Raw genomic sequence first — 25,726 nt, forward strand, 5'->3', positions numbered from 1 at the left:
TTCCTTCTTAACTCATCTTTTTGTTTTCATTAAATATTTTGTGGGGATACCTCAGCATCAGCTCTGTGTGTCACCTTTATGGCTGGCCTCAGAGCGTTGATGTTATTTTTTACTCTTACAAGAGCAGCATTGATTGCACTAATGCTTTCGTCCCTACCCTGAATAGGTATGTAGGTCAAATCGATATCCACGGATAACCTTGGCATATCTAGCACAAACAAATTAATGGCTGTTCCACCATGTAGCGCGAAACATCTTTCCTTTGCCACTTCCGGTATGATGTTAAGCAGCAGGTTTACCTGTCGAAGATAATGTTCTTTCATGTATGCCTTTCAAGCACCTTGGGTATCGTTATCTGGTATTTAGGTATATACACGCCATCTGGTACTATCTGGCGCTTTCCGTTCCCTAAGTCGATTGCCTCAGGCTTAAGATAGTTAAACCAGCTGTGTCCGGCTTTCTCGGCCATATACAGAAACAGGCGTTTCACCTTCACCGATGCGCAGGCTTCCAGTAACGTTTGCACAGACTTAGGGCGTAGATTGTTCAACCCTTCCATTAACTCAAACACTTCTAACAACGGCTGGCTTTCCGGTGCCAGATATAAACATTCCATTACAGCTCTGGCAGGACTTGATACTCTGAGCTTAAAGTCCTTGTAGTTAAACTCCGTAAGACCTAACTCTGCTGGTAAGAATGAAGATGATTGATACTCGACATCAAGCTTCCAATCGTGCTTTTTAAACCATAGTGGGAGTTTCTCTGACTGCAAGCCGAAGAGCTGGCAACGTTGCATGGATAGCTCTAAATAGTGTGACTTACCCAACAACGACAGCGCGGTTTTAGCTCCCGGATGTATGGAAAGCCCTAGCTGGTTTTGCAATGTATAGATCCCACCTAGCACATCAACGATGTCGCCGCTTCTAACCAATGCCCCCCTTTCAAGCTGGGTGAACCAGTTGCTTTTCCGGTAGCGTTTTTGCAGCTCAAGGCTGTAGCCTTGCTCTGTCAGCCACGCAGACGTCAGCACAACGCCACGAGGTGTTGTTGACATCAATCGGTTTATTTTGCTTTTCATTTCGGTACTCATAGTACCAATTTATCACTATTTTTGAACCGCGACAATTTAACAGTTTAAATTTTTCACTACAAAGGTACTCAGAGTACCGATAAATAAATAATTATAAACCCAAATATCGATTAATGGTCTGGCTTATTTATCGGCTGATTGAAAGGAATGTACAAAGCTGGATTCTGCACCGCTGCGAGTACAGCGTGAGCTATTGGCTCAGGCCGACAAGGTGAAAGTTGAGCACCTCTTTGGTGCTGGTAACAAAAAGCCCCGCCGACACCGAGTCACTGGTGAGGGCGAGGCTTTGAATTCAACACAAACTACAAACCGTCCAGCTTCACCGAAGCAAAACTGGACTGATACTCCCACCAAATTGCAGTTATTGCTAACAACCGGAGATTGATTAAATATCAAACAAAATCCGGTTGTTTTTATCCCCCCCCAACCATGCGAACGATATGAACAGGACCGCCTATTTCAGTTTTTGTAGTTGATTCTCGATTAACTTCCTATTTAGTGGGTCATCTTTATAATAATTAAGCAGATCTGACGTGGAATCGGCATAATGTTTGTGAATCACCTTAACAGCTAATTGAGGAACAGGTTCATTATAAATTGCACTATTCCTGTCACTCAAAGGATATAGTAGCCTTACATCAAAATCATAACCTTTCTTATATAAACTTGTGAGAAGAACTACTTTTATGTGATACCCAGTCGGATCCGTCCCCGCCAACGGATTATTCATAATGTACGAATAAGGGTTCAGTGATTGACTGTTACCAGGTGACTGAATAACAGGGTCAACCGACAGGAACCGACCCAAATTGTAATCATACGCCCGGCCGTTCATATGAATTAATCGGATGGCACTTTTGGGCTAACTTATTAAAGAGCAAAGAAAAAGTCCCGAATGGGACTTTTACAGTATCATTTCAAATTGACGTAGTTTGGATACCAGTGTTGGCAGCTTCTGGCGTTGTAACGAGTCCAGGTATTCTTCTGCTGTCATGGGCGGGTTCTTCAGCGAGCTTCTTTGACGTTGTGCTGCCAGAATTGCTCTGCTTGGGTCGAGTTCAAACATATCCGCCAGAAACACATCCGGGTGAATGGCAGTCAGACCAAGAGGAGCAAGGCTCTGTTGCGGAAAATCTTTCAGATTAAAGGTAATAATACCCTCAGCCTGCCCCTTGATTGCCGCAGCAACCACATGCCGGTCGTCATCGTCAGGTAACTCAATACCGTTTACAAACTGCTGGTAACCTTCAACAACACAATCCGGCGCATGCCTGTTCATCAGTTCGCGGGTTTTCTGTAATTTTTCAGCCGGCAGCCCCGGTTGCTTCTTTAATAAGTTTCGTATCCATTCATCGTGGATTTGTTCTGTCCATCTGGCCCGGTAAAGACCAGTTTGCGCAAGATACAATAGGTAACTGCGCAACGGCGCTGGATACATCACACATGCATCCAGGATCACTGTATAGGTTGCCATTTAATATCCCAAATTCAGCTCCTGATCGAGTGCGGACAGTTCATCCAGAGTCGCCAGACGTTTCACATCAATTTCCTGCTTGAATTTCATGACATCGACAAACGCAACCTTACGACGATTGCCTGTTCTGGTATGAGCAAGCTCACCGGAATCCAGCAATTTAATAAAGGTGGGACGAGACATATTGAGCATGTCTGCAGCCTCTTGCGTGGTCAGTTCAGCATGAATGGGAGTGATGCTTACACTGTTACCCTGACCGAGCTGAGTCAGCACCTCGATCATTAATTTAACTGCACTGGCAGGAAGTTTTACTGAATGATTTTCACCATCCTTTCCTACCACATTAAAATTTTGTACATCCCCATTCGCTTCCAGTACAGCGGAAAGCTCTTGGCTGCTTAACTTTGCCAGTGCGATTTCTTCAGCACTTGGCAATGATTGTACACTTAGCATTTTAGTCATCTCTGTTTGCTTGTTTGCTTGTTTGCTTGTTTGCTTGTTTGCTTGTTTGCTTGTTTGCTTGTTTGCTTGTTTGCTTGTTTGCTTGTTTTTAAAGTGTTTGATTGCTCTGTTCATTTGTAAAGTGGCTATAAAGCCTAAAAGGATTATCCGCAATATTCGAAACAACGTCAAGTTTTTCGCAATATTCGAAATAAGAGGAGTAAAGGTTCATCCCTGAACCTGTTTTGTTATCGATGAGCGGCCGGATGAGTTCTGTTATAAACCTCTCTTAGTTTGCTCATACTCACATGCACATAAATTTGCGTAGTGGATAGATCCGCATGCCCCAGAAACTCCTGCACATGACGAATATCCGCGCCATTATCTACCATGTGTGTCGCTGCTGCATGGCGGTATTGATTGCAAGCTCCGGTCTTTCGAATATCTGATAGCTTGATGTACTTCGGAGCACGGGAATTTGGTACGAAAGAAAAAGCTCAGCAACAACGCGATCAAAACACTTTATAGAAGCACTGATATTCACGCGTTCACCTGCTGGATAGCCTTCACACTTGAATTAATTGATCACGATAATCCTCAGATGATGGATGCAATCCAACTATCGGCGATCCAGCATCTTTTGAAGATGACACTTGCCACACCTTTTGCAGCAATAGCTGAAGATTTATACCTGTATCTGCATCATCAATTCCAACTGTATTTTCATAGGCATGCAAATCCATTTCATTACGTCTTGATTTACTACAAACCTGACAGGGAAGGAATTTCGCTGCCACTACGATTAATATCCAACTATTGCGTTAGCATCAAACCAACTTTAGAACTGTATGAGGAGTTATATAGAAGAGCAATACAGACAGGTATTGTTACAGAATCACATCAAGAGCGAATTACCTTTTTCAATTTTATCCGTCATACCGAAATACAAGAACTTTCGGATATTCTATATCAATCTAAAAACCATCCTTCAGACTGAGAGATTTAAAACATCAAATATTTAGGCGTATTTTTGCGTATCACTAACAGCAAGATGGGCAGGCATCGGCAGTAGAACTGATCTGCCTTGAGCAGCAGAAAGGATCAATCTTGCCAGCCCCACCATATAGTGGCACTGGCCCAGATTGCCAGGCTCGCTGGTTACCCCTGATCACTTCTACCGGCACACACTGCCCAGCCTGCTGGTGGTTTTGCTCACTAATAACCCAAACAGAAACCCCGTCAAAGTGGAGCTTCTGTTTATCCCATTTGGATTCGCACCTGTCCGATTAAATGCTGAAACCAACTGAAAATGGAAGATCTGGGGGTTGTAACTCTATCACCGCTCTGGGTGGTGCATCCCCCTTAATCACGCAAGTTGTTCGGTTTTCATAAACAAAACAGCTCGTTGAAAAAGCATAAGCGAGCACCTCGCCTCTGAACGAGTTTATGCCTTTCTCTGGAATTGCAATTAACCTACTAAAAACGACAGAAAGATCTTTAATATTATCTAAATTATCTCGAATCCAATCTTTCTCTGCAGAAATTAAAAACCAATCATTGAATTGTTGAACCACAACTTTTTTAGCTGACAATGACAAGGCATCTGTCATTAAATGAGACGCTATATCAAAAGCTGGTGATCCCGGATTAGTTACGTATTGCTCAGGATTTTTTTTAATCAACTGACAAGCCGAAGGAAGCTTAATTAAATCATCTATATTGAATGTTGTCATGGCGTCACCACTATCTCTTTTCCATTTCTGAATGTATTAAATGCACCAAAAGCTTGAGGTGCCACCAAATATTCGTAACCATCAGCTCTAAAGCCTCCTACTGGTATTTTCTGAAAATACGCTCCATTCGCATTCAGACCACCCAGCGCTTTATTTGAAATGATGAATTGGATCACAGCACCTTCTCCTCGTCTAGCAGCGAAAAAGACTGCGTCATCATAATCTGTTGCTAAATAGAACCCCGGCAGACCATCAATCTTATTTCCCGAGGCAACTTGAGCGCTTAAAGGTTCACCATTCAACAATCTGAGAGCTGATTGAACATCTGTACCGTGGTAGAGCACTATACCACCGCCAGTCGTTCTTACCCTTGATAGACCGGCAGCCTGAATCTCCTCATGTTCAGCTTTATTGGCCGCCATGATTGGCATTGCTAAAGCATCCATTTCTTCATCTGAAGCGGTAAGCATAGGAGTTAAACCTACCCCCAGTAGTCCTCCTTTTTTTAGACTGCCAAGTCCAGCCTTGGCTACCCCCTTTATAGAGTCAGCAACCCCACCATTTGCAGTAGAGCTATTCGAGGTACTATTTCCAGTAGAACTACTTGCTCCGCTTCCAGAAACTTCCTTAGGAGCACCAATATCCATGATAGCCCGGCCTATCTGGCCAGCACCACTAGCTTTAGCAGCGCTAACCTCTGCGCCGTTTTTGAAGTTAACATCTTTGACAACAGTGCTACCAACCATCTTGCCATCAATTTTCAGGTCAACTTTCATGTCGCCGCAGGATTTAATGCGTGTACCTGTTGCTGCAGCACAGTAACCTGTAGGATCAGTCCCAGCCAGCGGATTATTCATAATGTACGAATAAGGGTTCAGCGATTGACTATTACCAGGACTCTGAATAACAGGGTCAACGGATAAGAACCTCCCCAAATTGTAATCATACGCCCGCCCGTTCATATGAACTTGTTATGACTATGATGTCAAATGGCCAATAGAATCAATCAGTAAGCCACCTCAATCAATAGTGGTAAAAAATCAAAAATCGCCAACTTTGTGCACTGAGCAGTTCTCTTTACACCTGATGTATCTTTTTTGTACATTAATAGGATACGCTTCAAACATGCTTTCTTTGCCTATAACACGTATAATAGGAAACAAAGGCAGGAGATATATGTACTCAGAAACTCGCGCAGCACAAATGGCAGCATTCATGCTTCAGTTACACGGTGGTCGTATGCCGTACCTGAAGCTCATCAAGCTTATGTACTTAGCTGAAAGAAAGGCAATGGCATTATGGGGAGAATCCATCACTGGAGACTCTTTTGTTGCTATGACTCGTGGTCCTGTTCTCTCACAAACGTACGACCTGATCAAAACGGGTAGCAGATACCCTGTGGAGAAAGGTTGGGAATATTACGTCAAAGATGAGGCAAACCATGAAGTTAGCCTTGCCAGAGCCGTTGATGACGATGATTTCGCTGATTTGAGTCTTGCCGAAACCGACATTCTTGAAAATATCTTTAGCGAATTTGGCGCAAAGGATCAGTGGCAGCTGGTTGATTACACCCATGATGGAAATTGCCCTGAATGGCGTGATCCCGATGGAAGTTCTCTTCCAATCCGTCCTCAGGATATTTTCATTGCGCTCACCAACGATGTGAATAAGGCGGCGAAGTTAACCGACAGATACCGTGAGAATTTGCAACTGAAGGAACAGAAACGCAAAATCTTATGACAACTGCCTTCGCTCCTGTCCGTCGTGGGACAATTCTTATCCCATCAGGTCCTGTAAAGCATCTTCATTTCGTCTGCAGTGACGTTCACTTTTCCCCGCATAAAAATGGTGACAAAGTTTTACTGGTGAACATATCCACAGTTGATCCAGACCTTTATTTTGACAATACCTGCATCCTCAAGCCCGGAGAGCATCCTTTCGTAAAGCACGACAGCTTTGTTTACTACAAACATGCCGAACTGTATTCGCCCGACCGCATTACCGACGAGGTGATTAAAGGAAACTTCGATGTTCACCAGCCCTGTACTGAAGAGCTAATGCAAAAGATCCTGGACGGCTTTCAAGTCACCAGAGAAGTGAAGCGTTATGTGCAGAAGTTCTACGAGGCGCATTGCAAATAAAGGCTGAGCTGAGGGGGTTCTTCTCTCAAGCTGATGTCTACGATTTTCAAGAGCTGTTCACTTATTCGATAACGTGGCAATAGATCTCTCCAAGCTATCCACCCAATCCCTGACAAGCCTCAAGATTTAACAATTGTTGCTTTAATAATGCGATACCTTTCACACTGTCAGCTTTGTAATTGCGCTTTTTAATCTTTACATGGCGCGGTGCTTCCAGGTCTTTATGGATCTGCTCGATAGACTTGCTATCGCTTACCACAAAGTTCCTGTCAAACGATGTAGTTGCCATCAGACACCTCCTGTTCAATTAGAATTTGAGTCGAGTATAACACTACACCGTCAATAGGAAGGCAGCATCAACCTAAGCCGATGCCGCCTGTATATTCGATTTACCTGGCCCCTTATGGCTTCGTAAGTTGTGGATTTTTACCTGGCTTACCACGTGCAGCCGGGTGTGTTTTTGCATACACCTCCTTAAGCTTGCCAATCGCCACATGGGTATACACCTGCGTTGTTGAAATACTGGCATGCCCCAGCATTTCCTGCACATGGCGAATATCAGCTCCGTACTCCAGCATCAGCGTCGCAGTGGTATGGCGGTATAAATTGCAGGCCCCTCTTTTGCCAATCCCTGCCAGACGCACATACTTTGCGGCCAGCGCCGAAAGACGCCTTGGTTTGATGGCATAGCCTGTACTGTCCAGAAACAACATGCGCCCGGAATGCACTGCGGCCAGACGGGGCCGGGTGCTTTGCAGGTAGCTGGTGATCCAGTCACAGGCACGGGGTGCTATAGGTACGAACCGGTCTTTATTGCCTTTGCCTTGCTCTACCCGCAGTACATGACCCACATGGTCTACATCATCCAGCGTCAGGCGGCTTAACTCCCCGCGACGAATGCCTGTGGCATAGTAGGTTTCCAGAATAGCCCTGTCCCGCACACCCAGCTCACCGTACACCAGCGTCTGTTTTAGCATGGCCTCAATCTCCGGCTCGCTAAACACCGCTTTGGGCAAGCGATAGCCCGGACTTGGCAATTCAAACCGCTCCAGTGCCGGATGCTCCATACAGCCTTTGATATACATGCTGTGCATAAACACCTTCACCACCGTTAAACGGTTCCGCTGCGTTCCCCGCGATAAAGGCCGTCCATGAACAGGGTGCCGGTAACTATGCAGATACAGCTGGTAGCGGTCCATCATATCCAGCGTAATATCACTTAGTTGTCTGTCACCAGAAGGTGTCAGCCAGCGCATAAACAGGCTAAGCCCATTCTGTTTCGACGCCACAGTTTCACTGCTTTGTCCTTTGGCCAAACACAGCCGCAGGTAATAACGGATACAGTCGTCTATATCGCCGTTATCGGGTTTAATCAGTGGTTGCATAACCACCTCCGGCTTCAATCGGCCTGAACCAGTCAATCCAGCGGGAACAACGCGCAGGCAGCCGCACCGCAACACGTTTGCCCTTGATGGCCAGCAACATTCCGTTGTCATCAAAAATAGGCACCACAATACAGCCCCGGAACACTTCATGGCCATTGGGTTTGAGCACACCAAGACGCTGCAGCGCCCCCCGTATGGCGCCACCTTCGCTGGTGTCTGCAGAAGGCAGATGCAGCCCCAGGGTGCGGTCACAGTAGCCCCAGCGCTGCCGTTTCACATCATCCGGTAAAACAGCCACCAGATGCTGTAAGCGTGGGTAATGCACCATCAGTTGCTGATGGTAGTAACTGACAACCTGTTCAAGGTAGGAATCGTCGGTACTCCACAGGGGGAGCTTTTCGATGGTGCGTTTAGCCTGAGTACGCATCATGCACCTCCTGCTAGTAACGACTGGCGGCGACGCATCGAACCACCACCAAGCTCAATGCGGTGGGAGCGATGCACGATGCGGTCTAAAATGGCATCGGCTATGGTCGGTTCGCCAATGTAGTCGTGCCATTTATCCAGCGGTAACTGACTGGTCATCAGTACAGAGCTGCGACCACTGCGCTCTTCCATCAACTCCAGCAATTCGTGACGGCCAGCAACAGACAACGGCGTCATGGCCCAGTCATCCATCACCAGCAGTTTTACCTTGGCAAGTTGCGCCCGAAGTTTAGGTAAAGAGCCATCACGCCGTGCAACATCCAGCTCTTCCAGCAACAACGAGAAACGCTTATAGAGGGTGGGATGACCGTGGCGAATGGCCTGACTTGCCAGCGCACAGGCCAGCCAGGTTTTACCCACTCCGGTAGGACCCGTTAACACAATAAACTGATTGTGCTGCAGCCATTCTGAGGTAGCCAACGAAGCGATATAACTGCGGTCCAGCCTGCGACCGGGTTGGTAATCCACATCCTCCAGACAGGCCTGTGGGTACTTGAGTTTGGCCCGCTTAAACAAACCCAGTTGTTTACGTTCGTCTCTGGATAACTGTTCCGCATCAATCAGCTGCGCCAACCGCTCTTCAAAGGAGCGACCAAGGGATTCAGGCGCAACCAATTGTTGGCGCAGCGCATCAGCCATCCCCGACAAATGCAACCGGCATAACGCTTCCACACTATGATGATTCAGCATTTCAGAGCCCTCCACGGAAATAGTCGGCACCACGCACATTCTGATGCAGTGGTAACTGGCCCTGCACCGGAACCGCTGGATCCTGACGCTGGTCCAGTTTGCACTGCAAAATAGAACGCACACTTTTGACCGTCAGCGACTGAATATCGCAGGCGCAGCGACACGCCAGCTCAAAGCGTTCATTGCCATACACCCTTGCCAGACGTTGCAGCTCAGTGCAGGCATTCCCGGCCGGAGCTGAATGTTCAGGTCGGCCAGAAAACTGTGCTTTCACCAGCGCCAGTGCTGCCGTGCCAACCGTTTCCGCCCAGACCACAAATCGGGGTAAACAGAGCGCGGCATACTTCTGATGATCCGGATGACGGTGGCTATCCTGTGTGCTTTGCCCGTCTTCCCGGTGGCTACGGGCATGGGTCGCCACACGCACACCTTTGTGGATCAGCTCTACCGTATTTGCCGTCACCCGCACTTCTACCTTTTCACCTATCAGCAGATAGGGAACGGAATACGAATGACCAAACACAAGCACATGGTAATCGGTCGGAACTTTTCTGGCTGGCAGCCACTCGGCCGGGCAATACCGCTCTGCAGGCAGTGGCTGCAGTGCAGCACGTTCAGTCTGTTCAAACCGGCTGCGCCGACAACCGGGCATGCGCCTGAATGCTTTGCTATTCATCCGCTCCATCACTTCTTCCAAGGCCTGATTAATCTCATCCAGACTAAAGAAGGTACGGCCCCGAAAGACATGGGTGATATACCGCGACACCAGTTTCACAGCGTTTTCAACCAGGGATTTATCTTTAGGTCGCCGCACCCGGGCGGGTTCAACCACCAGATTGTAGTGACTGGCCATTTCCTGATAATCCCGGTTTAAATGCGGTGACGCACCGGCGCGGATCACCGCCGCTTTCAGGTTATCCGGCACCACTACTTTGGTCACACCCCCAAAGTACTCAAACATTGCCACATGCGCAGCCACAAAACAGGCGGTCTGTTGACTGTTGCAGGCACGAATAAAGGCCAGCAATGAATACCCCGGCAGGCCAACGAAAATCTGTGCATAGCGTTGGCATTGGGCTTTTGTATCGGTCCAGGGAATGGTTTTACCTGCATAATCAACGTAGCAGGTATCCCCCGGATAATGAGTTTGCCGCATCGTCCAGCCTCGCCTGGCTTTGCACAACCGTAAAATCTCACAAAACTGCGAAAATGAGTAAGCGGTTGCCGGATCTGCACGGCGGTAGTCTTCCCAAATCAGCATCCGGGTTTGCAGTGGATCTTCCAGCAAGGAGTCTATAAACAGGGTGTCAGGCATTCGCTTATTCAGCGCCAGTGCCCGTACTTTGTTAAATCGATGATACAGCGTGTCATCGTCCATCTGTTTGAGCACAGGCCAACTGGTCTTCTGTTGGTTCAGCAGCAATCGGTAACGCCGCACTGTATTGGGCGCCAGCTTTAGTGCTCGGGCAATACGCCGGTTGGAATAGGCTGTAGTGAGTAACAACCTGAGGACTTCCCTGAGTGTACATGCAGTCATGGGGTTCACCTTGTTTTTGGGCAACACGACGCTGCATCAGGTCAATAAACCCAATGGCCAGACGCGGTTGCAACAGTAATCAATGGCGCAGCACTACAAAGCGCTGCACCGGCTTGACAACAGCAAGGGGAGAAACAATACTTAGGCTCAAGTCAGGTCTTGCAAACAATGACTCAAGTAATAGAACCTCGGAATGAACGTCCGGGGTTTTATTGTTTCTGGCCCTGATGATTTTTTCGGTTACATATCGACCTCCTTCCTGTGTTGCCAGGTTAGTTTGTGTTCGTCAGCCGCTGTTGGGCGAGCCACAGGGCCACATCTCTTGTCAGCGCAAATTTGCCGCGCCGCTCTGCAATAGGAAACACCGCCACCGGCACAGTCTGTCGGCTGACCGCCTGGCGAAACGCATCAGCGCTGCCATACCCTAAGGCTTTTACCAACACAATGCCTGACATCAAGGGGCCATAGCGTTCCTGCAGTTCTTCATAAAGCAAATGCGACAACGCGGCCTGCGGACTCTGCGGTGCAGGTGGTGTTTTGTGTTCAGAAACAGCCACACCGGCCCCCCGCAATTCCCTGAGTTCCATGCTTAAAGCTCTGGCCAATGCCGCAACAAATTCTTTATCTACTGTGCTTTTCACAAACAAGGCCCCTTAATCACAGGATCACATAAACTTTGACTGTAGCTGGTAAACAGGAAAAATCAGCGGGATCGGGAAAAGATGATTTCTGTGTTTTGATCCCGGAATAAACTATGTTTGAACATGACTAAGGCGCATATATTGGTGAATTTATGGCCCTAAACCACTTTCGCATCTGTTGATGCGAAATTCTGCCGACAATCTGAGCCGGACTATCTACCTGTTCCGGGCTCAGCTTTTTATCTATTTGGTCTGTGATCGACTGAAGATCCCACGGACAGGACCCGATTTGGCTGAGTACTTTGAAGGGGACCGCAGCTTTGGTTCAAAATGGCGGCGCTATCTGGAACGAAAAACTGCCCCATCGGCAGAAAGCTACCGGCTTATTCTGGACAAAGCTGCTACGGTGCCTGGGTTAAAAGCAGAGCTGCACAGCTTTTATACCTCTCCCTTCTGGCAGGCGCTGAGCTTTACACCTGGCCAGCCGATAGAAAATGCACAGCGCATGGCTTTTTACAAAACGCTGCCTGCCAAACTACAATCTCACCTGCTCAAAAAGGCCACTGGCAATGATGAAGCCGATCGCAATGGCATCCCGATCCTCAGCTGCTCACTGGAAGCCATTACAGATGTGGCCGATTTGAATGCACTGGCTGCACTTATTGTGCTGGCAACACAAGGACAGGAAGCTGGTTTATATTTCAGAGCCAAAGTTAAATTAAAATTATTTAATCTGCTGTTGTATTTTCTTCGCTCATCCCCTTTTCATTATTTTTATTATGAAATCTTCTGCCTCGTCAAAACACTGTCTTTTACAGAAGAACAGCCAGACTTTGCCGATTATGCGAAGGATTCTCTTTGGTTAAGCAGCCAGGATGAAATACGGAATTTTATAAGGATGGACGGCATTATTATTTCCATGGTCAAAGAGGCCGCATTAATAACCACAGAGCAGGAAGATCGGGATTTTTTAACCCTTCACAATAAATCAGGCAACAGCTTTTTAGAGATCATATTGAACACCAGCCCAAGTAGTGAATCCGACATCCGGCTCAGAAAGATGTACATCACCACTTTGAACCGCAAACGTCCCAAACACCGGCATATCCCGCTGGGCAGCTAACCAGCGAGGCAGGCAGGGCTTTTCGGTTGAAGTGAGCAACACAAACCGGTTTTATTGAGCATATCAACCGGTGTCAACATTTGTAGGCACTTGCCCAGATTGCCCGCCGTTCCGGTTTGCCCTGACCGGTTCTACCGGAAAAGCCTGCTCACCCTGCCGGTGATTTTGCTCAGTTGAGATAGAAAAAAGGACACCGGGTTATGGGTGTCCTTTTGTTCAATAATCCCGCAGCCCACGGACGGGACAATTTGAGTTTAAAGCTGCTCTAGCTCATTAAGAAAGGCAACTATTCCTTTATTTTTTATTTCATCTTTGATTTTAAAGCCAATTTTACGGATTAAATCATTAGTGTTTTTGACATCATTTAATAAAGAAGAATCAACCAGCTCTAAGTAACGAGATACATCAAACTCGCATCTTAATAAGGACCAGTCAATACTGACGTTTTGCTTTCGCAAGCACATTTTGCAGTCAATACTTTTTTCTAGGTTTGACACAAAAATACCGATAACTAATTCCTCTGTGATCAATTGAACTTTGAAGCCCATCCCTAAGTTCCTTAAATCCTCAGAGATGGTAAATTGCTCAAAAAGCTCGTCTTCAATAAAAAAGCTAAAAGTCCTGATCAGTTCTTTCCTAACATCATCAATTTGTTGACATTGCGCTATCAGATTAGTCATTTAAATTTCACCTTAATCGTAGGGTACCTTCTCATACCGACTTCTTGTAATTCAGCGCCATACCAAGGGCCTGGTAATTCACGCCCGTTAGCCATTCCAATATCATGAATTTGATACCCCGAATTCATAACACCTTGAATCCACCCTCTGTTAAACGCGACCGATAACTGTTCCTGCACATCACTAGGAAATTGACCCATATAGTTTGACTCATAGATGTACCTCGAATGGATACTAAAAGAAATGCCTCCGACAGAATCTCTATATGGGATTACACGGGTCTGTTGGCCTTGTCCAATAACCGCTATTTTATTACCTCGATGTCTCTCAACTTGTTTTTCAGCACTTCTTATCCCACTTAGCTGAGCTTCCTGTAGTTCTTCCGAGTATTGTTGAGCAGCGGCTAATTGTTCTTCAGACAATTCTCCATTTCCCATCATGGTTGGAGCTAGCCCTAACCCTATAACTCCTCCCCTTTTAAGGCTATTGAGTCCAGCTTTTGCAACACCTTTGACTGTATCAAGTACCGTATTGGTAGTGCCAGAATTTGGAGTTGCCTGACCTCCGACATTGCCGCCTGATTGAGCTGAGGTATTAGTTGCCATCTGTTTTTGACTGCCAATATCCATTGCTTTCATGGCACCACCAATAGCACCTGCGCCTTGTGCCTTTGCAGAGTTTACTTCCGCGCCATTCCTAAAGTTCACATCTTTCACAACAGTGGAGCCTGTTTTTGTGCTTCCATCCTTCATTGTGACTTTGACTTCGACTTTCATATCACCACAGGATTTGATCCTCGTACCGGTAGCAGCAGCGCAGTAACCTGTTGGATCAGTTCCGGCAAGTGGATTGTTCATGATGTAGGAGTATGGATTGATGCTCTGGCTATCACCGGGGCTTTGAATCATCGGGTCTACAGAGAGAAATCTACCTAAATTGTAATCATATCCCCGGCCGTTCATATGAATAAGCTCTACTTCATCCAAATGACGATGCTCAGTAAAACCGTTACGGCTTAAACTCACGCTCTGCAGTCGTGCCGGGAACAGACTATTACCCTCTGTTGTCCTCGGTTTACCAAAGGCATCAAACATTCTGCGGTCCGTCACCTGCCCGTTGTGGTCGCTATAGGTTAACGTACTGCCTAAGCGGTCTTTATGCGTATAACGTATCTGGTGTTGGTTGGTCGCACCGTATTTAATAATAGCGATGTCTTGCAGGTAGATACGCCACTCGCCGTTGCTTTCTTCTTCGTACAGCTTGTCTATTTCATAGGTGGTCGTCCCGTTGCGAACCTCTTTTAACCGCTCCAGCTTCGCTCCATAGCTAAAACTGAACCTGTTGCCCCCTCGGGTTATCTGACTCGGCTGTTTAAAGCTGGTGTAGCTAATCGTTAATCCATCTCCTGCTATCAGGTTACCCTGATTATCGTAACTGATAGACGATACACTACTTAAAGCAGTGGTAAGACGAACAACATCACTTTTCCCCAGCCATCTGCTTTAAAAACTCAAGCCGCTGTTTTTCCTCATCATTTAACACAAAAGGCTCGTCACTCAATTGGTCAAAGTTAATGGCCTCCACCACAAAACCTGGCTCTTTGCTGTCACCGTATCTGGTCGCTTCAGCCGGCATGGCGGAGCGTAATTCCAGCACAAAAGTTCCGAGCCAATAGGGCCCGGCTTGTTGCTGTAATACCTGTTTAAAAGCTTTTAGATCCAAAGTTGCAGAACCTTCAGTCAGCTTCCCTTCAGCGGTCAGCACCGCCAAAGGCTGTTTGTTTTCAGTAAATAAATTCGCTCTTAAGCGGTACATACCAGCTTTTTTCACATCAAGATTTACTGGGATCACTAAATCAGACCCACGCGAACTGCTGCTGCCAATGCCCGTGATAGTGGCGACCGGATAGCTGTAGTCTAGCCCTGTTTGTAATTGCTGAGTTTTGCCTTGCGCTTCAAATAGCACCACCAACTCCATAGCGCCATCCCAGTTTTCACTACCATCAAACTGATGCGGCCATTCGGTGGAGTCTGGCGTAGCGGTTAAATCGGCTTGCGCCAATACTTTGCCGCTTTGTTGCTCACGTAATTCGGCTTTCACCTGTTGTGGCGATAAACTTTCCATCACCAGGCTAAAGACGACCGGTTCGGGATACGTAAAGCGGTATTTGGGCAACACCAGACTGGCGCTCGCGCCCCCTTCCAGCGGCAAGGCCACTGTGTCGAAGTAATTCGGATTCAGCAGTTGATGATCAGCCGAAGTTAAAGGCCGCGAATAAGATGGGTAACTTAGATCTGCCGCATAAGCTTGCGATAACAGGCTAAAGCTTTGCTTTAACTCCTCCTGCTGATACTGATCCATTGGCACCGGAGCTACTGCCGGAACCACTGGCGTTTGTTGCGGCTCAGCGATAGCTTCAGGTTGTGGTTTATCCACCGCTACAGTAGCAGTTTCGTTTTTGGGCCAAAACCAAAAAGCCGCCAGTGCCAGCAGCACCAGCAGCAGAGTAAATAAAACTTTCTTTTGCATTAATCAGCGGCCTGACTGACTAAAGACGACATACTCTGGCGATCTGAGCCTGTCACTAACACATAGTTTGAAGCAAAAACCCACCAACCTCTTGATTGCTGATAAGTTTGGAACTGCAAAGCCTCTGCATTTAAGTAAGTCGCTCTGGCGTTGGCAGCTGTCACTTCGCCATCGCGACTATCTTCAATCAGACCACTGTGGCTGTAATCATTGCCCATTAGCATAGGGTAGTGATACGGCATAAAGCCTTTCACGCCACTGCTCTGACTGGCCAGCTTGCCGTCAAAAGCCACGTTCGCACTGCAACTGGTAAAGGCACCAACAGCGGAAGCACCGCAGCTGGAATGACTGGCGACTACACCGTCGTCTGTGCCAGGTAAAAATGGCCCTGTGGTATTTAAGAAGTCAGAACCTGCACCGGCAAAACGTAAACGTGGCACGCGGCTGGTGGGGAAACTGGCCAACTGACGCGCTGTATTCACCCTTAAGTCGTTCAGTACCCCAATATTGGAAGGCGTTGGTATTTGACCTAACCACAAAGATAAAGCTGCGCGTAAAGCCGCATCTGTCCAACTTCCTCCTCCTGCTACATTGACGGCTAAATCAGCCAACTCCACTCCGCCACCAGCGCCAGCGAAGTCAAAACTGGCAATGATATTCAGCGGTTGTAAACCGGCGTTTTTAAGCCACAAAGCTTGATTGTCGATGATATAACGGGTAACTAAATCGCCAGTGGAGTGGCTGACAAAAATACAACCATTGTTACAGGAGCCAGAGCGCGACAACTGTTGTAATTTAGGCCAGACATAATCAGTGGCAATTTTACCTGTTATACGTTCTTGCGAAGGCCAGTCGATACGCGCGTCAGCGCGGCTTAACCAAAATCCAGCCCAATAGTCAGCGCCATTGCTGGTGACATCAGCCCCTGTTGGTCGGTCAGCTAAATTCGCAGGCTGAAAACCATGCACCAGCACCACAGTATGACCATTTAACGCAGCAGAAAGAGGTAAGCTCAGCAGCGCCAAACCGGCAGCAGCAATTTTCAGTAGTTTCATTCGTTTGTCCTTGTTCTTGTCTTTGTGAATTTATTGTTTTATTTGCATCATTTCCGTGATGCCAAGTTACAAATCCCAGTACAAGATAGAACAGCTTAATGGCAATGCAATACTGTATTCGTCGTAAAACCAATGATGTGCAGTATGAATTCTATTGCTTCTGTTTGAATGTACATCTGTATTTTTGTTAACAATTAGTCAAAGCCACACAGTCGCGCATCTTGTACTCTGCTTCACTACAGAGTACAGCTGTCGTCAGGTGTTTAAAGTGATTACTCAAATTATTTTTCAGCACTATCAGGAAAAAAAGTTTCGCTAATAAAACTTATAACTTTTGCGCAGTCGACCTGAATAATTGCTGCCATACTGAATTAAGCTTCGGGCTCAACTGGCGGAGTTACGAAGGATCTGGAGCGCCTGCCTGCTGTTTCCCGGCACAGGTATCAACCGCCCGATGAAGAAAACAGGACGCTTTATGGGTAATGAAGATGAACTGCAGAAACTGCATCAGCACGACAAGATAAACTTATTATATTCAAACAGTTATGCTGGAATGCTGATTTCAATGATCGCATCCGGTACTTTGGCTTTTGGTTTTTTACAACAGGCAAACCGTACTGAAAAAATATTCTGGTGGGTGCTGATGAATGCCTTACTGCTGTTCAGACTGGCAGATGCGATAGTCTGGACCCGTAAAGTACGGCAAGGTGGTAAAGGCCAACAGAAAGATTTACTCAGATTTTCAGCAGGTGCCATCGCTACAGCTTTGCTTTGGTGCTTCTATTGTCTGTATTTTTATCCTGGCTTTGATTTAAGTGAGTTAACCACCTGCATTATTATTGTTTCGGCCATGGCTGGTGGGGCCGTGAATATTTTGTCCGGCGATAAAACCACATCCATCGCCTACTCCATTATTTTACTGATGCCTTTCTCTCTCTTGTTGCTGTTATCCCCTGAGTACTATCAGAATTTGTTAGGTGGACTGGGGATGTTTTTTTCACTGGTCATGGTGGTTTCAGCGCTGAAATCAGCTGATTTCACCCTGAAGTCTATTGAGCTGAGACATCAAAACAACTTGTTATTGGAAAGTATGGAAGATCAGGTGGTGGCCAGAACCAAGCAGATCTACGACTTATCCAATCTGGATGTGTTAACCCGACTCTTCAACAGAACTGCATTTTTGTCCCATGTACGGGAAATAAAACAGAGTTCTATTCAACACAAGAAAGGCTTTTCTATTTTGTTTGTCGATCTGGACGGCTTTAAACGGGTAAATGACAGCATAGGACACAGCGTTGGTGATGAAGTATTAATACTGACAGCTCAACGAATTAAAGCCTGTTGCACTGAAGCCATGACCTTATGCCGCTGGGGCGGCGATGAATTTCTGATCTGTGTGCCAAGCAATAATACCGAGGTGCTGGTGCGCTTATCCTGCCAGCTGGTTGAACATATTTCCGGCACTATGGAGATCAGAGGACATAGAATACGTATCAGTGCCACTATTGGCATTGCCCTTTATCCTGAGCACAGTAAAGACGAACAAGAGTTGATACAACTGGCAGATATGGCGATGTACCATCAGAAAAGCAGCATCAGCCAACGCTGGTCGTTTTTTGATGATCATTTAGCCAGTAGAATGAAAAGAGAGATTTTCCTGCGTAACAGGCTGGATACAGCCCTGGAAAACGAAGAGTTTCGGCTGGTATTTCATCCTATAGTTCGAGCATCTGATACTGCCGTCGTGGCTTTTGAGGCTCTGTTGCGCTGGCAATTGGACGGTGAAAATATCGCGCCACATGAATTTATTGGTCTGGCAGAGCAAACAGGGCGAATACGGCAAATTGGGTATTGGGTATTACAAAAATCCTGCTTGGAAATCAGAATGCTCACTGAGCTTTATGGCTCCATTTCTGTCTGTGTTAACGTGTCTGTAGTGCAGTTTCAGGATCTGAGTTTTGCCAGCACCATTGAAGAAATGATCCGTTATTACGGTATTGAAGCCCGCTTTCTTCATATCGAAATTACGGAATCCGTCTTCTCCGGCGACAAAGAAAACCTGTTTTTTACCATCAAACATCTGCAAAGCCTGGGCATCAAAGTCTCTATTGATGATTTCGGCACTGGTTACTCATCTTTGTCGGTGATGCAGGACTTAAATGTAAATATTGTCAAAATCGATAAGTCTTTTATCGATAAGCTGGATTTGAATGGCATGGCGATAGTGGCTGCAGTGATGAGCATCTCCGCCAATATGGGTTACAAAGTGGTGGCTGAAGGGGTTGAAACTGCTGAACAGGCCGAAAAACTCACCAAGGCCGGGGTACACTATTTACAAGGTTATTTGTATGAACGACCACTGGAGTTGCATCAGGTAAGTGGTTTTATCCAGAAAAACCGGGAGCAAATGGCGCATTAATTAATCTCTGCTGCCACTATATTTGCCAGCTTAGCGCGCAGGTCTGTGATGGACGTATTGCGGTTGGGGTGCACACGATTTGATAACAAAACGATATAGGTGCGGCTGGCCGGATCGATCCAGAGACTGGTACCAGTAAACCCCGTGTGACCAAAAGAACCAGCGGGTAATAAATCTCCTTTAGGCGCGGAGTAGTCCGTGTGCATATCCCAACCCAAAGCTCTATTCTGATGAGCTATCACTAGCGGAGTTAACATACGCTGCACCGCCAAAGGCGATAATACGCTTTGGCCTTTATGCTCACCGCTGTTTAACAACATTTGGGCAAACAAGGCTAAATCGTTGGCTGTGCCAAAAACTCCGGCATGACCTGCGACCCCATTTAAACGCAGAGCAGTTGGGTCATGCACCACCGCATGCAAATAAGTTTGAGCATAGTTTGGCAATAGCTTTTGATAATCTGTATCCCCCTGCAGGTTTTCAGTTGGAGCAATACGTTGCAGATAAGCGCCATCTTGCAAAGGTTTATCCAAAGGCAAGTAACGACTGTCTTTCATTTGCAACGGCAGGAAAATGCGTTGCTGTGCGACTAAATCCAGTGGCTGATTTGTGATTTGTTCAACCACCAGCCCCAACAAAATAAAACCTATATCTGAATAAACAAACTGCTGATCCGGCCTGGTTTTTAACTTCAGCTTTGCCAGTTGCTGCTCTAAACCCGCTTTGCCCTGCCAGAATTCACGCCGGTCAAAACCATCGGCTAAACCTGAGCTATGAGTCAGCAATTGCACAATAGTGATGTTTTTCACCTGTGCATCGTTAAGCTGCTTCAGGTACTTGCCTACAGGGTCGGTAAGCCTTAACTCGCCTTGCTCCACCAGCTGCATTATTAAGGTTGTTGTCACTAAGGGCTTAGTTAACGACGCTAAATCAAACACAGTGTCTGTTGTAGTGACAGCCGCTGCAGGTGAATAGGTTTTAAAACCAAAAGCCTTGTGATACAGGATCTGTTCACCACGCCCTACCAGCACCACAGCGCCCGGTAACTGCTTGTCGGATATCGCTTTTTCAACCAAAGGCGCGATACGTTCATAAGGTTCAGCCGCCAGTACTACAGTGCTGAAACAACACAGCAGGGAAAATAATATAGCGTTGATCTTCATAACTTTTTTCCCATTACCTTCACCCTAATTAACCGGTGCAGAGTCGACCAGCCCAAAGTAATTAGCGTTGCAGCGAGGCGACAAGTGTTCGAGACCCCAGGAGCATAGCTGTCTATGTGACTGGGGCGAGAACGCGCAGTCAACAAAGCTGCGGCGTTAAGTACGAAGGGCAGACTAGTCTTCGCTAAACAACGCCAGCAGATCCTGCGCTTCGCCTTGCCAGATATGGCTTTGACCCAAGCTGAAAATCTGGTCAGCCAAGCCTTGTTTAAACTGCTGTAACTGCTGCACTTTTTCTTCTACAGTTTTGCTGATAATCAGCTTATACACAAACACCTGCTTATCCTGGCCTATACGATAGGCCCGGTCTGTCGCCTGATTTTCCGCAGCCGGATTCCACCATGGGTCATAGTGAATAACAGTATCAGCTGCGGTCAGGTTTAAGCCTGTGCCACCCGCTTTTAAGCTGATTAAAAATACCGAATTGTCACCCTGCTGGAATTCGTCTATTTGTTCCTGACGTTTTTTAGTCTGGCCTGTCAGCTTACTGTAGCTGATATCCATATACTGCAGCTCCTGTTCTATCAGGCTCAGCATGCTGGAGAACTGGCTGAAGATCAGCACTTTACGGCCTTCTTCGATCATCTCAGGCAAAGTATCGCGCAGCCACTGCAACTTGGCATTATTCTGCACCAGCTGCGCCTGCTCTATGGGTAATAAGCGTGCGTCACAACAGGCCTGACGCAACTTTAACAGCGCGTCCAGATACTCCATCTGACTGGCGGCCACGCCTTTGCGCAAAAATAATTCCCGCACTTTGGTTTCCATAATTAAACGGATACTTTCGTACAAGTTGCGCTGATCCGACTCCATCTCCAGCAGCTGTAGAATTTCGGTTTTATCAGGTAATTCTGTCGCCACCTGCTTTTTAGTGCGGCGTAACATAAAAGGTGCAATACGCTGACGCAATGCATGGGCACGCTCAGCATCAGCTGACTTTTCTATGGGTTTGCGAAATACCTGCTGGAACCGGGCTTCAGTGCCTAATAAACCCGGCAAGACAAAATCAAATAAGGCTTTGAGTTCACCCAAATGGTTTTCCAAAGGCGTGCCTGTTAAGGCCAGCTTAAAGTCAGCTTTCACTAAGCGAGCACTTTGCGCCGACTGCGAACCGGCATTTTTAATATGCTGAGCTTCATCCAGCGCCATCAGGCTAAAGTGATGAGTCTGGTAATAGGCTAAATCCCGCACCAGCAGCGGATAACTGGTGACTATTAAGTCGTATTTTTCCAGTTGGTCAAACAGTGCCTGCCGTTTAGGGCCGTATAAAGTCAGCACTTTTAATGAAGGGGCAAAACGTGCAGCTTCCTGTGCCCAGTTGCCTAATAAACTGGTAGGGCAAACAATTAAAGCCGGATGCTTAAGCAGCCCCGCCTCCTGCTGATGCAGTAAAAAGGCCAACGTCTGTACAGTTTTACCCAAGCCCATATCGTCGGCCAGAATGCCACCCAAACCAAAACGACGCAGGAAACAGAGCCAGCTTAATCCCTGCTGCTGATAAGGCCGCAGCTGGGCTTTTAAACTGGCAGGCGCAGCCACATCCTCAATGCCATCAAAATGTTGCAGTTGAGTCACCAACTGTTGCAAACGTCCAGCATTGAGATAACGAATTTCTTCAGCACCAGGGCCTGGCAACAAGGCGGCCTTGTAATCGGGTAGCTCTATTTCGCTGGGAGCTTTTTTCAGATTTAAAAGTTCAACTATGGTGTCGATCAAGGGTTGAATAAGGCTGACCGGCAAAGGCAATTTGCCTTGCGGTAAACTCAGCCACAAGGTTTCATCAGCCGCAGGCAAACCATAACTGCGTAACCACTGTGTGATTAAAGGCAGGAGCGGAATTTGCTGACCATCAATTTCTACCTGAATGGCTAAACCAAAACCTCCGGTGTGTTTGTCTGTCACTTCCAGATAGGCTTTGGCGTGGATCACCGCCTGATTAAAGGCTTTGTCCTGTTCTATGCGCCAACCTTGTTGTTTGAGCTCGGGAATGGCTTGCAACAATGGCTGCCACAGCAGTGGGTTTTCCGGCCCTTCGCCGCAGTCAAAATAGGTCCAGGTTGAAGATAGACCAGCTTGGTCTACCGGCACTGAACGTAAGCCATACTGCGATAAAGTTTCCAGCGCTTTGATTTCACTGTCCCGGTCACGGCGGATAAAAACAATCTGGTTGTCCAGTTGCAACTGAGTTTGGGATTGTTGTAAATCCAATGGCAATAAATGCGGGCCATAGGCCATCTGGAGCAGGGCCACAGCTTTGCTGATTTTGTTTTTTTGCGTCAGCATCTTGAGTTGCAACACAGGCACTGGCTTACTCTCAATTTTTTGCACTGCACTGTCGTCCGGTACAGGTAAATTGAGATTGGGGAAAATCTGCTGCAACCGTTTCATGCTGTCCTGCAAGACGGCAGCAGGCACTGGCGGCATCCGCATTAACAGTTTCAACTCACGACCCGTGATATCACTTTGCAGCAAACCCAGCTGATTATTGACTAAATCCAGATAACAAGGCGGGTCTGTGTACACCAGTTCCAGTTCACGATCTTTAGGCATCAGCTGCAATAACTGCCAGCCCGCTTTGCTTCTGAGCCAGCGTAGCTGTAGAGGCAAGGTCTCGCTCCAGAGCAGCTCCCGGCGCTCTTCATCCAGCACACAACGGCCGGTATCGAGCAATTTAAGCAGCAGCTGATAACCCCACTGATCTTCCAGTAAGGCCTGACGGCGTAAGTCAAAAGCAAAAAACTGCTGTAATAATCTGTAGTCATCTTCGGCCAGCCAGAGTGGCCTCACCTGCCCGGCCAGCTCGCTTTGAGCAATAATTTTGCCTTTGCTGTAACTGCCATTTTTAGCTTGTTTCACCCTTTTGGGCAGCAACTGTAAACCCAAACTGCTCGGACGCAGTTCATACAAGACGGTTTCTTCGGTATGTTGTGCAGTTGCAGGCGGATTGTACTGCTCGGCTTCACTAAACCATTGGTTGAGTTGCCGCACCGGCTGTTGCACCGCTTTTTGTTGCAACTGATCCAACTGATGTTTCAGCTTTAATAAAGCAGCCAACACATGCTTGCATCTATTGCCTTCAGAACAAGTGCAGGAATCTGTCAGTTGTACCTGGCCGTCCCGCTCAGAGATAGAAATCAGCTGCTTAAAAGGACTGAAACCATCGCCCCAAACCTGGCTGCGGATTTGCGAAAAGTCGCTCTCATAATCCAGCTGCACCACTTTTCCAGCCAGAAAATAGGCCCGCGCCTTATGAAAGGTGGCAGGGTGGAACCAGAGTTGTAACTGCTCTGCTGAGACAGGAAAAACAAAATCAGCCGTCATACGCCAAATTTTTTAAAACCAAATGGCGTTTATGCTACCTCAAATCGCGGAACAGCCAAAGCAGGCATTTGTAATTACAGAGTCAAACACCAATCCATAAAGAAAAAAGACAGCAACAGGATCTGTGAGGATCATCAACTTTATGATTCAAATGGAAAAGTTATTGACCTATTTGAGCAGTGGAGTATGATTTTCTTACAAAATAAAAGGAAAATTAAGAATGGATGCACACTCGCTCACCTTGCGTTTTAAAACCTCTATTTTAGTTTCTGCTGTTTGTTTAGCCTTAAGTAGCTGCGCGAACCCCGGTAAAACTGTCGACGAAGCAGGCGAGAAGTATGGCCGGACGGCAATAGGTTGCGTCGGTGGTACTTTGATCGGTGGCTTGGCGGGTGCTTTACTCGGCGGTCGTGACGGTGCGCTTAAAGGCGCAGCAGCCGGTTTGGTTGCTGGCTGTATAGCCGGCCATATGTGGGATAAAAGAGAAAAAGACCTGCAGCGTCTTGCGGCCGAAGAAAATATGAAGATCCAGATGGAACGAGTCTATCAGGCACCTTCTCAAGATCCGGTTCGGGCAAAAAAATCAGCCCAAAAAGACAATCAACAAGCTCCGCAAAATGACACTGTAGGTTTAGTAGCACAAATTGAAGACAGCTCTATGTTTGGCGTCAACAGTGCCACTCTGACCGAATCTGGTGTTCGCCAGTTAGAGAAACTAGCCGCATTAGTTGCCAATGCCCGTAAAGGCGAAGGCACAGAAAAAGCGCCTATTCTGGTGATTGGTCATACCGACGATACCGGCAGCGCCGAATACAACCAAACCTTATCAGAACAAAGAGCTAAGGCTGTGGTTAGCCTGTTGGCTAAACAAGGCTTTAACGCCGAACAACTTTATTTCCAGGGTGCTGGTGAAGGTCGCCCGGTGGCCGACAATAGCACTCAGGCAGGCCGCGACATGAATCGTCGTGTGGAGCTGGTCGAATTAAAAGATGAAGAAATGCTGCAAAAGCGTATCGCATCTGAACAACATAACCCGCGTTATATTCAGCAATCGAAGGCTCACCTGAATCAGGTACCGTACAGCTCGCAAAGTCAACGAAGTGCATCCACCAACAGTACCAAAGCGGAGAGCAAAACCAGAAAATCTGGCGAGCGCGCATCCTCAACCAAAGGTATAGATTTTGGTGGCAAACCCGCAGCTAAAGATAACTGGGAACTGGCGTCCAGATTTACTCCAAATTATCAGGGTGGCACAGGTTTATTCAGCTCAGCTGTCGCCAATGACGCCCCCATCCGCTCTTGTTCTAACGATAGTAAGCCAGTGATTGGCGAAGTGAAGAACTTAGCTGGTAAAGCCTTGGCACAATACAAAACGACAGAGTTTATGCCCGGCATGAATGGCAAAGTATGGGCTGCCAAAGTCAATGGCCATGTGGTGTATATCAACCCCGTCGCCGTACTGGCCGAAAGTAACGAAGTGGCTGCGCAGCCGATGGTTGCGTTCACCCAAAACTACAGTAAAAAGAATTCCGAAATCACGGGGCAGTATCAGGGACATGCCACCGTATACCCGGGCCAGAAGAATATGTTGATGCGTATTTTTATCGCTGACAGCAAAGCTCCAATCCAGTGCCTGGATTTGCTGCTACCTTATGGCGGTAGCAAGGCTGTGGATGGCACTTTGTATTATCCGAAACAACAGCAAACCTACGTCGCCGACTACAGACCACGTAATACAGATATTTAAACCGGGAAAAT

At 47.1% G+C, this 25,726-nt stretch carries 26 protein-coding genes; 5 read left to right on the forward strand and 21 right to left on the reverse strand.

Annotated features, from left to right (window positions below; genetic code table 11):
* Positions 1-29: 29 nt before the first annotated feature.
* The 9 genes from WH43_RS00005 to WH43_RS00045 all read right to left on the reverse strand — a co-directional run bounded on the left by WH43_RS00005 (position 30) and on the right by WH43_RS00045 (position 5,700).
* Positions 30-323 (reverse strand): nucleotidyl transferase AbiEii/AbiGii toxin family protein, encoded by a 294-nt coding sequence (locus tag WH43_RS00005; RefSeq protein ID WP_053422622.1) that lies wholly within the window; start codon positions 321-323, stop codon positions 30-32.
* The gene (locus tag WH43_RS00010) at positions 320-1,078 is read right to left on the reverse strand and encodes a type IV toxin-antitoxin system AbiEi family antitoxin (RefSeq protein WP_286049352.1); all 759 of its coding nucleotides are present in this window, start codon (positions 1,076-1,078) and stop codon (positions 320-322) included. Before WH43_RS00010 ends, WH43_RS00005 begins: the two co-directional genes overlap by 4 nt.
* 466 nt (positions 1,079-1,544) lie before the next feature.
* Positions 1,545-1,925: an RHS repeat domain-containing protein gene (locus tag WH43_RS21025; protein ID WP_053422625.1), complete on the reverse strand. Its 381-nt coding sequence runs from the start codon at positions 1,923-1,925 to the stop codon at positions 1,545-1,547.
* 69 nt (positions 1,926-1,994) lie between these two features.
* Positions 1,995-2,564: a PIN domain-containing protein gene (locus WH43_RS00025; protein ID WP_053422626.1), complete on the reverse strand. Its 570-nt coding sequence runs from the start codon at positions 2,562-2,564 to the stop codon at positions 1,995-1,997.
* Positions 2,565-3,140, reverse strand: a complete 576-nt coding sequence (locus WH43_RS00030) for a helix-turn-helix domain-containing protein (protein WP_286049353.1) — start codon at positions 3,138-3,140, stop codon at positions 2,565-2,567. It lies immediately after the preceding gene.
* A gap of 113 nt (positions 3,141-3,253) precedes the next feature.
* On the reverse strand, positions 3,254-3,463 hold the full coding sequence (locus WH43_RS19710) for a tyrosine-type recombinase/integrase (RefSeq protein WP_082335602.1): 210 nt from the start codon (positions 3,461-3,463) through the stop codon (positions 3,254-3,256).
* A gap of 108 nt (positions 3,464-3,571) precedes the next feature.
* Complete coding sequence (locus WH43_RS20110) at positions 3,572-3,748, reverse strand: hypothetical protein (protein WP_286049354.1); 177 nt, start codon at positions 3,746-3,748, stop codon at positions 3,572-3,574.
* A 543-nt stretch (positions 3,749-4,291) separates the two neighbouring features.
* Positions 4,292-4,738 (reverse strand): hypothetical protein, encoded by a 447-nt coding sequence (locus WH43_RS00040; protein WP_053422628.1) that lies wholly within the window; start codon positions 4,736-4,738, stop codon positions 4,292-4,294.
* A complete protein-coding gene (locus WH43_RS00045; RefSeq protein WP_053422629.1) occupies positions 4,735-5,700 on the reverse strand; it encodes an RHS repeat-associated core domain-containing protein in 966 nt (321 codons plus the stop codon). The genes WH43_RS00040 and WH43_RS00045 overlap by 4 nt, the downstream gene beginning before the upstream one ends.
* 214 nt (positions 5,701-5,914) lie before the next feature.
* On the opposite strand from WH43_RS00045, the gene WH43_RS00050 reads away from it, so the two are divergent.
* Complete coding sequence (locus tag WH43_RS00050) at positions 5,915-6,478, forward strand: Panacea domain-containing protein (RefSeq protein ID WP_053422630.1); 564 nt, start codon at positions 5,915-5,917, stop codon at positions 6,476-6,478.
* The gene (locus WH43_RS00055; RefSeq protein WP_053422631.1) at positions 6,475-6,879 is read left to right on the forward strand and encodes a hypothetical protein; all 405 of its coding nucleotides are present in this window, start codon (positions 6,475-6,477) and stop codon (positions 6,877-6,879) included. The genes WH43_RS00050 and WH43_RS00055 overlap by 4 nt, the downstream gene beginning before the upstream one ends.
* Before the next feature lie 94 nt (positions 6,880-6,973).
* On the opposite strand, the gene WH43_RS00060 is transcribed toward WH43_RS00055, so the two are convergent.
* From WH43_RS00060 to WH43_RS20115, 6 genes are all read right to left on the reverse strand, one after another.
* A complete protein-coding gene (locus WH43_RS00060) occupies positions 6,974-7,168 on the reverse strand; it encodes a hypothetical protein (protein ID WP_053422632.1) in 195 nt (64 codons plus the stop codon).
* Positions 7,169-7,280: 112 nt separating this feature from the next.
* On the reverse strand, positions 7,281-8,264 hold the full coding sequence (locus WH43_RS00065; RefSeq protein WP_053422633.1) for a tyrosine-type recombinase/integrase: 984 nt from the start codon (positions 8,262-8,264) through the stop codon (positions 7,281-7,283).
* On the reverse strand, positions 8,248-8,694 hold the full coding sequence (locus WH43_RS00070) for a hypothetical protein (RefSeq protein WP_152342749.1): 447 nt from the start codon (positions 8,692-8,694) through the stop codon (positions 8,248-8,250). The genes WH43_RS00065 and WH43_RS00070 overlap by 17 nt, the downstream gene beginning before the upstream one ends.
* Positions 8,691-9,440, reverse strand: coding sequence for an IS21-like element helper ATPase IstB (gene istB, locus WH43_RS00075; RefSeq protein ID WP_053422635.1), 750 nt, complete (start codon positions 9,438-9,440; stop codon positions 8,691-8,693). Before istB ends, WH43_RS00070 begins: the two co-directional genes overlap by 4 nt.
* A gap of 1 nt (position 9,441) precedes the next feature.
* A complete protein-coding gene (gene istA, locus WH43_RS00080; RefSeq protein WP_152342750.1) occupies positions 9,442-10,977 on the reverse strand; it encodes an IS21 family transposase in 1,536 nt (511 codons plus the stop codon).
* 272 nt (positions 10,978-11,249) lie between these two features.
* Positions 11,250-11,618 (reverse strand): hypothetical protein, encoded by a 369-nt coding sequence (locus tag WH43_RS20115; RefSeq protein WP_286049355.1) that lies wholly within the window; start codon positions 11,616-11,618, stop codon positions 11,250-11,252.
* A 289-nt stretch (positions 11,619-11,907) separates the two neighbouring features.
* On the opposite strand from WH43_RS20115, the gene WH43_RS00090 reads away from it, so the two are divergent.
* Complete coding sequence (locus tag WH43_RS00090; RefSeq protein ID WP_053422636.1) at positions 11,908-12,741, forward strand: hypothetical protein; 834 nt, start codon at positions 11,908-11,910, stop codon at positions 12,739-12,741.
* A gap of 254 nt (positions 12,742-12,995) precedes the next feature.
* Here the strand turns inward: WH43_RS00090 and WH43_RS00095 are convergent, their stop codons facing one another.
* From WH43_RS00095 to WH43_RS00110, 4 genes are all read right to left on the reverse strand, one after another.
* Complete coding sequence (locus tag WH43_RS00095) at positions 12,996-13,421, reverse strand: hypothetical protein (protein WP_053422637.1); 426 nt, start codon at positions 13,419-13,421, stop codon at positions 12,996-12,998.
* Entirely contained in the window at positions 13,418-14,515 is a 1,098-nt protein-coding gene (locus tag WH43_RS00100) for an RHS repeat domain-containing protein (protein WP_053422638.1), read from the reverse strand. Before WH43_RS00100 ends, WH43_RS00095 begins: the two co-directional genes overlap by 4 nt.
* Positions 14,516-14,900: 385 nt before the next feature.
* Positions 14,901-15,950, reverse strand: a complete 1,050-nt coding sequence (locus WH43_RS00105; protein ID WP_053422639.1) for a hypothetical protein — start codon at positions 15,948-15,950, stop codon at positions 14,901-14,903.
* A complete protein-coding gene (locus WH43_RS00110) occupies positions 15,950-17,005 on the reverse strand; it encodes a hypothetical protein (protein ID WP_053422640.1) in 1,056 nt (351 codons plus the stop codon). The genes WH43_RS00105 and WH43_RS00110 overlap by 1 nt, the downstream gene beginning before the upstream one ends.
* 475 nt (positions 17,006-17,480) lie before the next feature.
* On the opposite strand from WH43_RS00110, the gene WH43_RS00115 reads away from it, so the two are divergent.
* A complete protein-coding gene (locus WH43_RS00115; protein WP_286049356.1) occupies positions 17,481-19,424 on the forward strand; it encodes a putative bifunctional diguanylate cyclase/phosphodiesterase in 1,944 nt (647 codons plus the stop codon).
* Here the strand turns inward: WH43_RS00115 and WH43_RS00120 are convergent.
* On the reverse strand, positions 19,421-20,587 hold the full coding sequence (locus tag WH43_RS00120) for a serine hydrolase domain-containing protein (RefSeq protein WP_053422641.1): 1,167 nt from the start codon (positions 20,585-20,587) through the stop codon (positions 19,421-19,423). The genes WH43_RS00115 and WH43_RS00120 overlap by 4 nt on opposite strands.
* Positions 20,588-20,761: 174 nt before the next feature.
* The gene (locus WH43_RS00125) at positions 20,762-23,968 is read right to left on the reverse strand and encodes a DEAD/DEAH box helicase (RefSeq protein ID WP_053422642.1); all 3,207 of its coding nucleotides are present in this window, start codon (positions 23,966-23,968) and stop codon (positions 20,762-20,764) included.
* A gap of 220 nt (positions 23,969-24,188) precedes the next feature.
* On the opposite strand from WH43_RS00125, the gene WH43_RS00130 reads away from it, so the two are divergent.
* Entirely contained in the window at positions 24,189-25,715 is a 1,527-nt protein-coding gene (locus WH43_RS00130; protein WP_053422643.1) for an OmpA family protein, read from the forward strand.
* Positions 25,716-25,726 lie beyond the last annotated feature (11 nt).

Origin of the sequence: Rheinheimera sp. KL1, assembly GCF_001275035.1 — a bacterium.
In the GTDB taxonomy this organism is placed as follows: domain Bacteria; phylum Pseudomonadota; class Gammaproteobacteria; order Enterobacterales; family Alteromonadaceae; genus Pararheinheimera; species Pararheinheimera tangshanensis.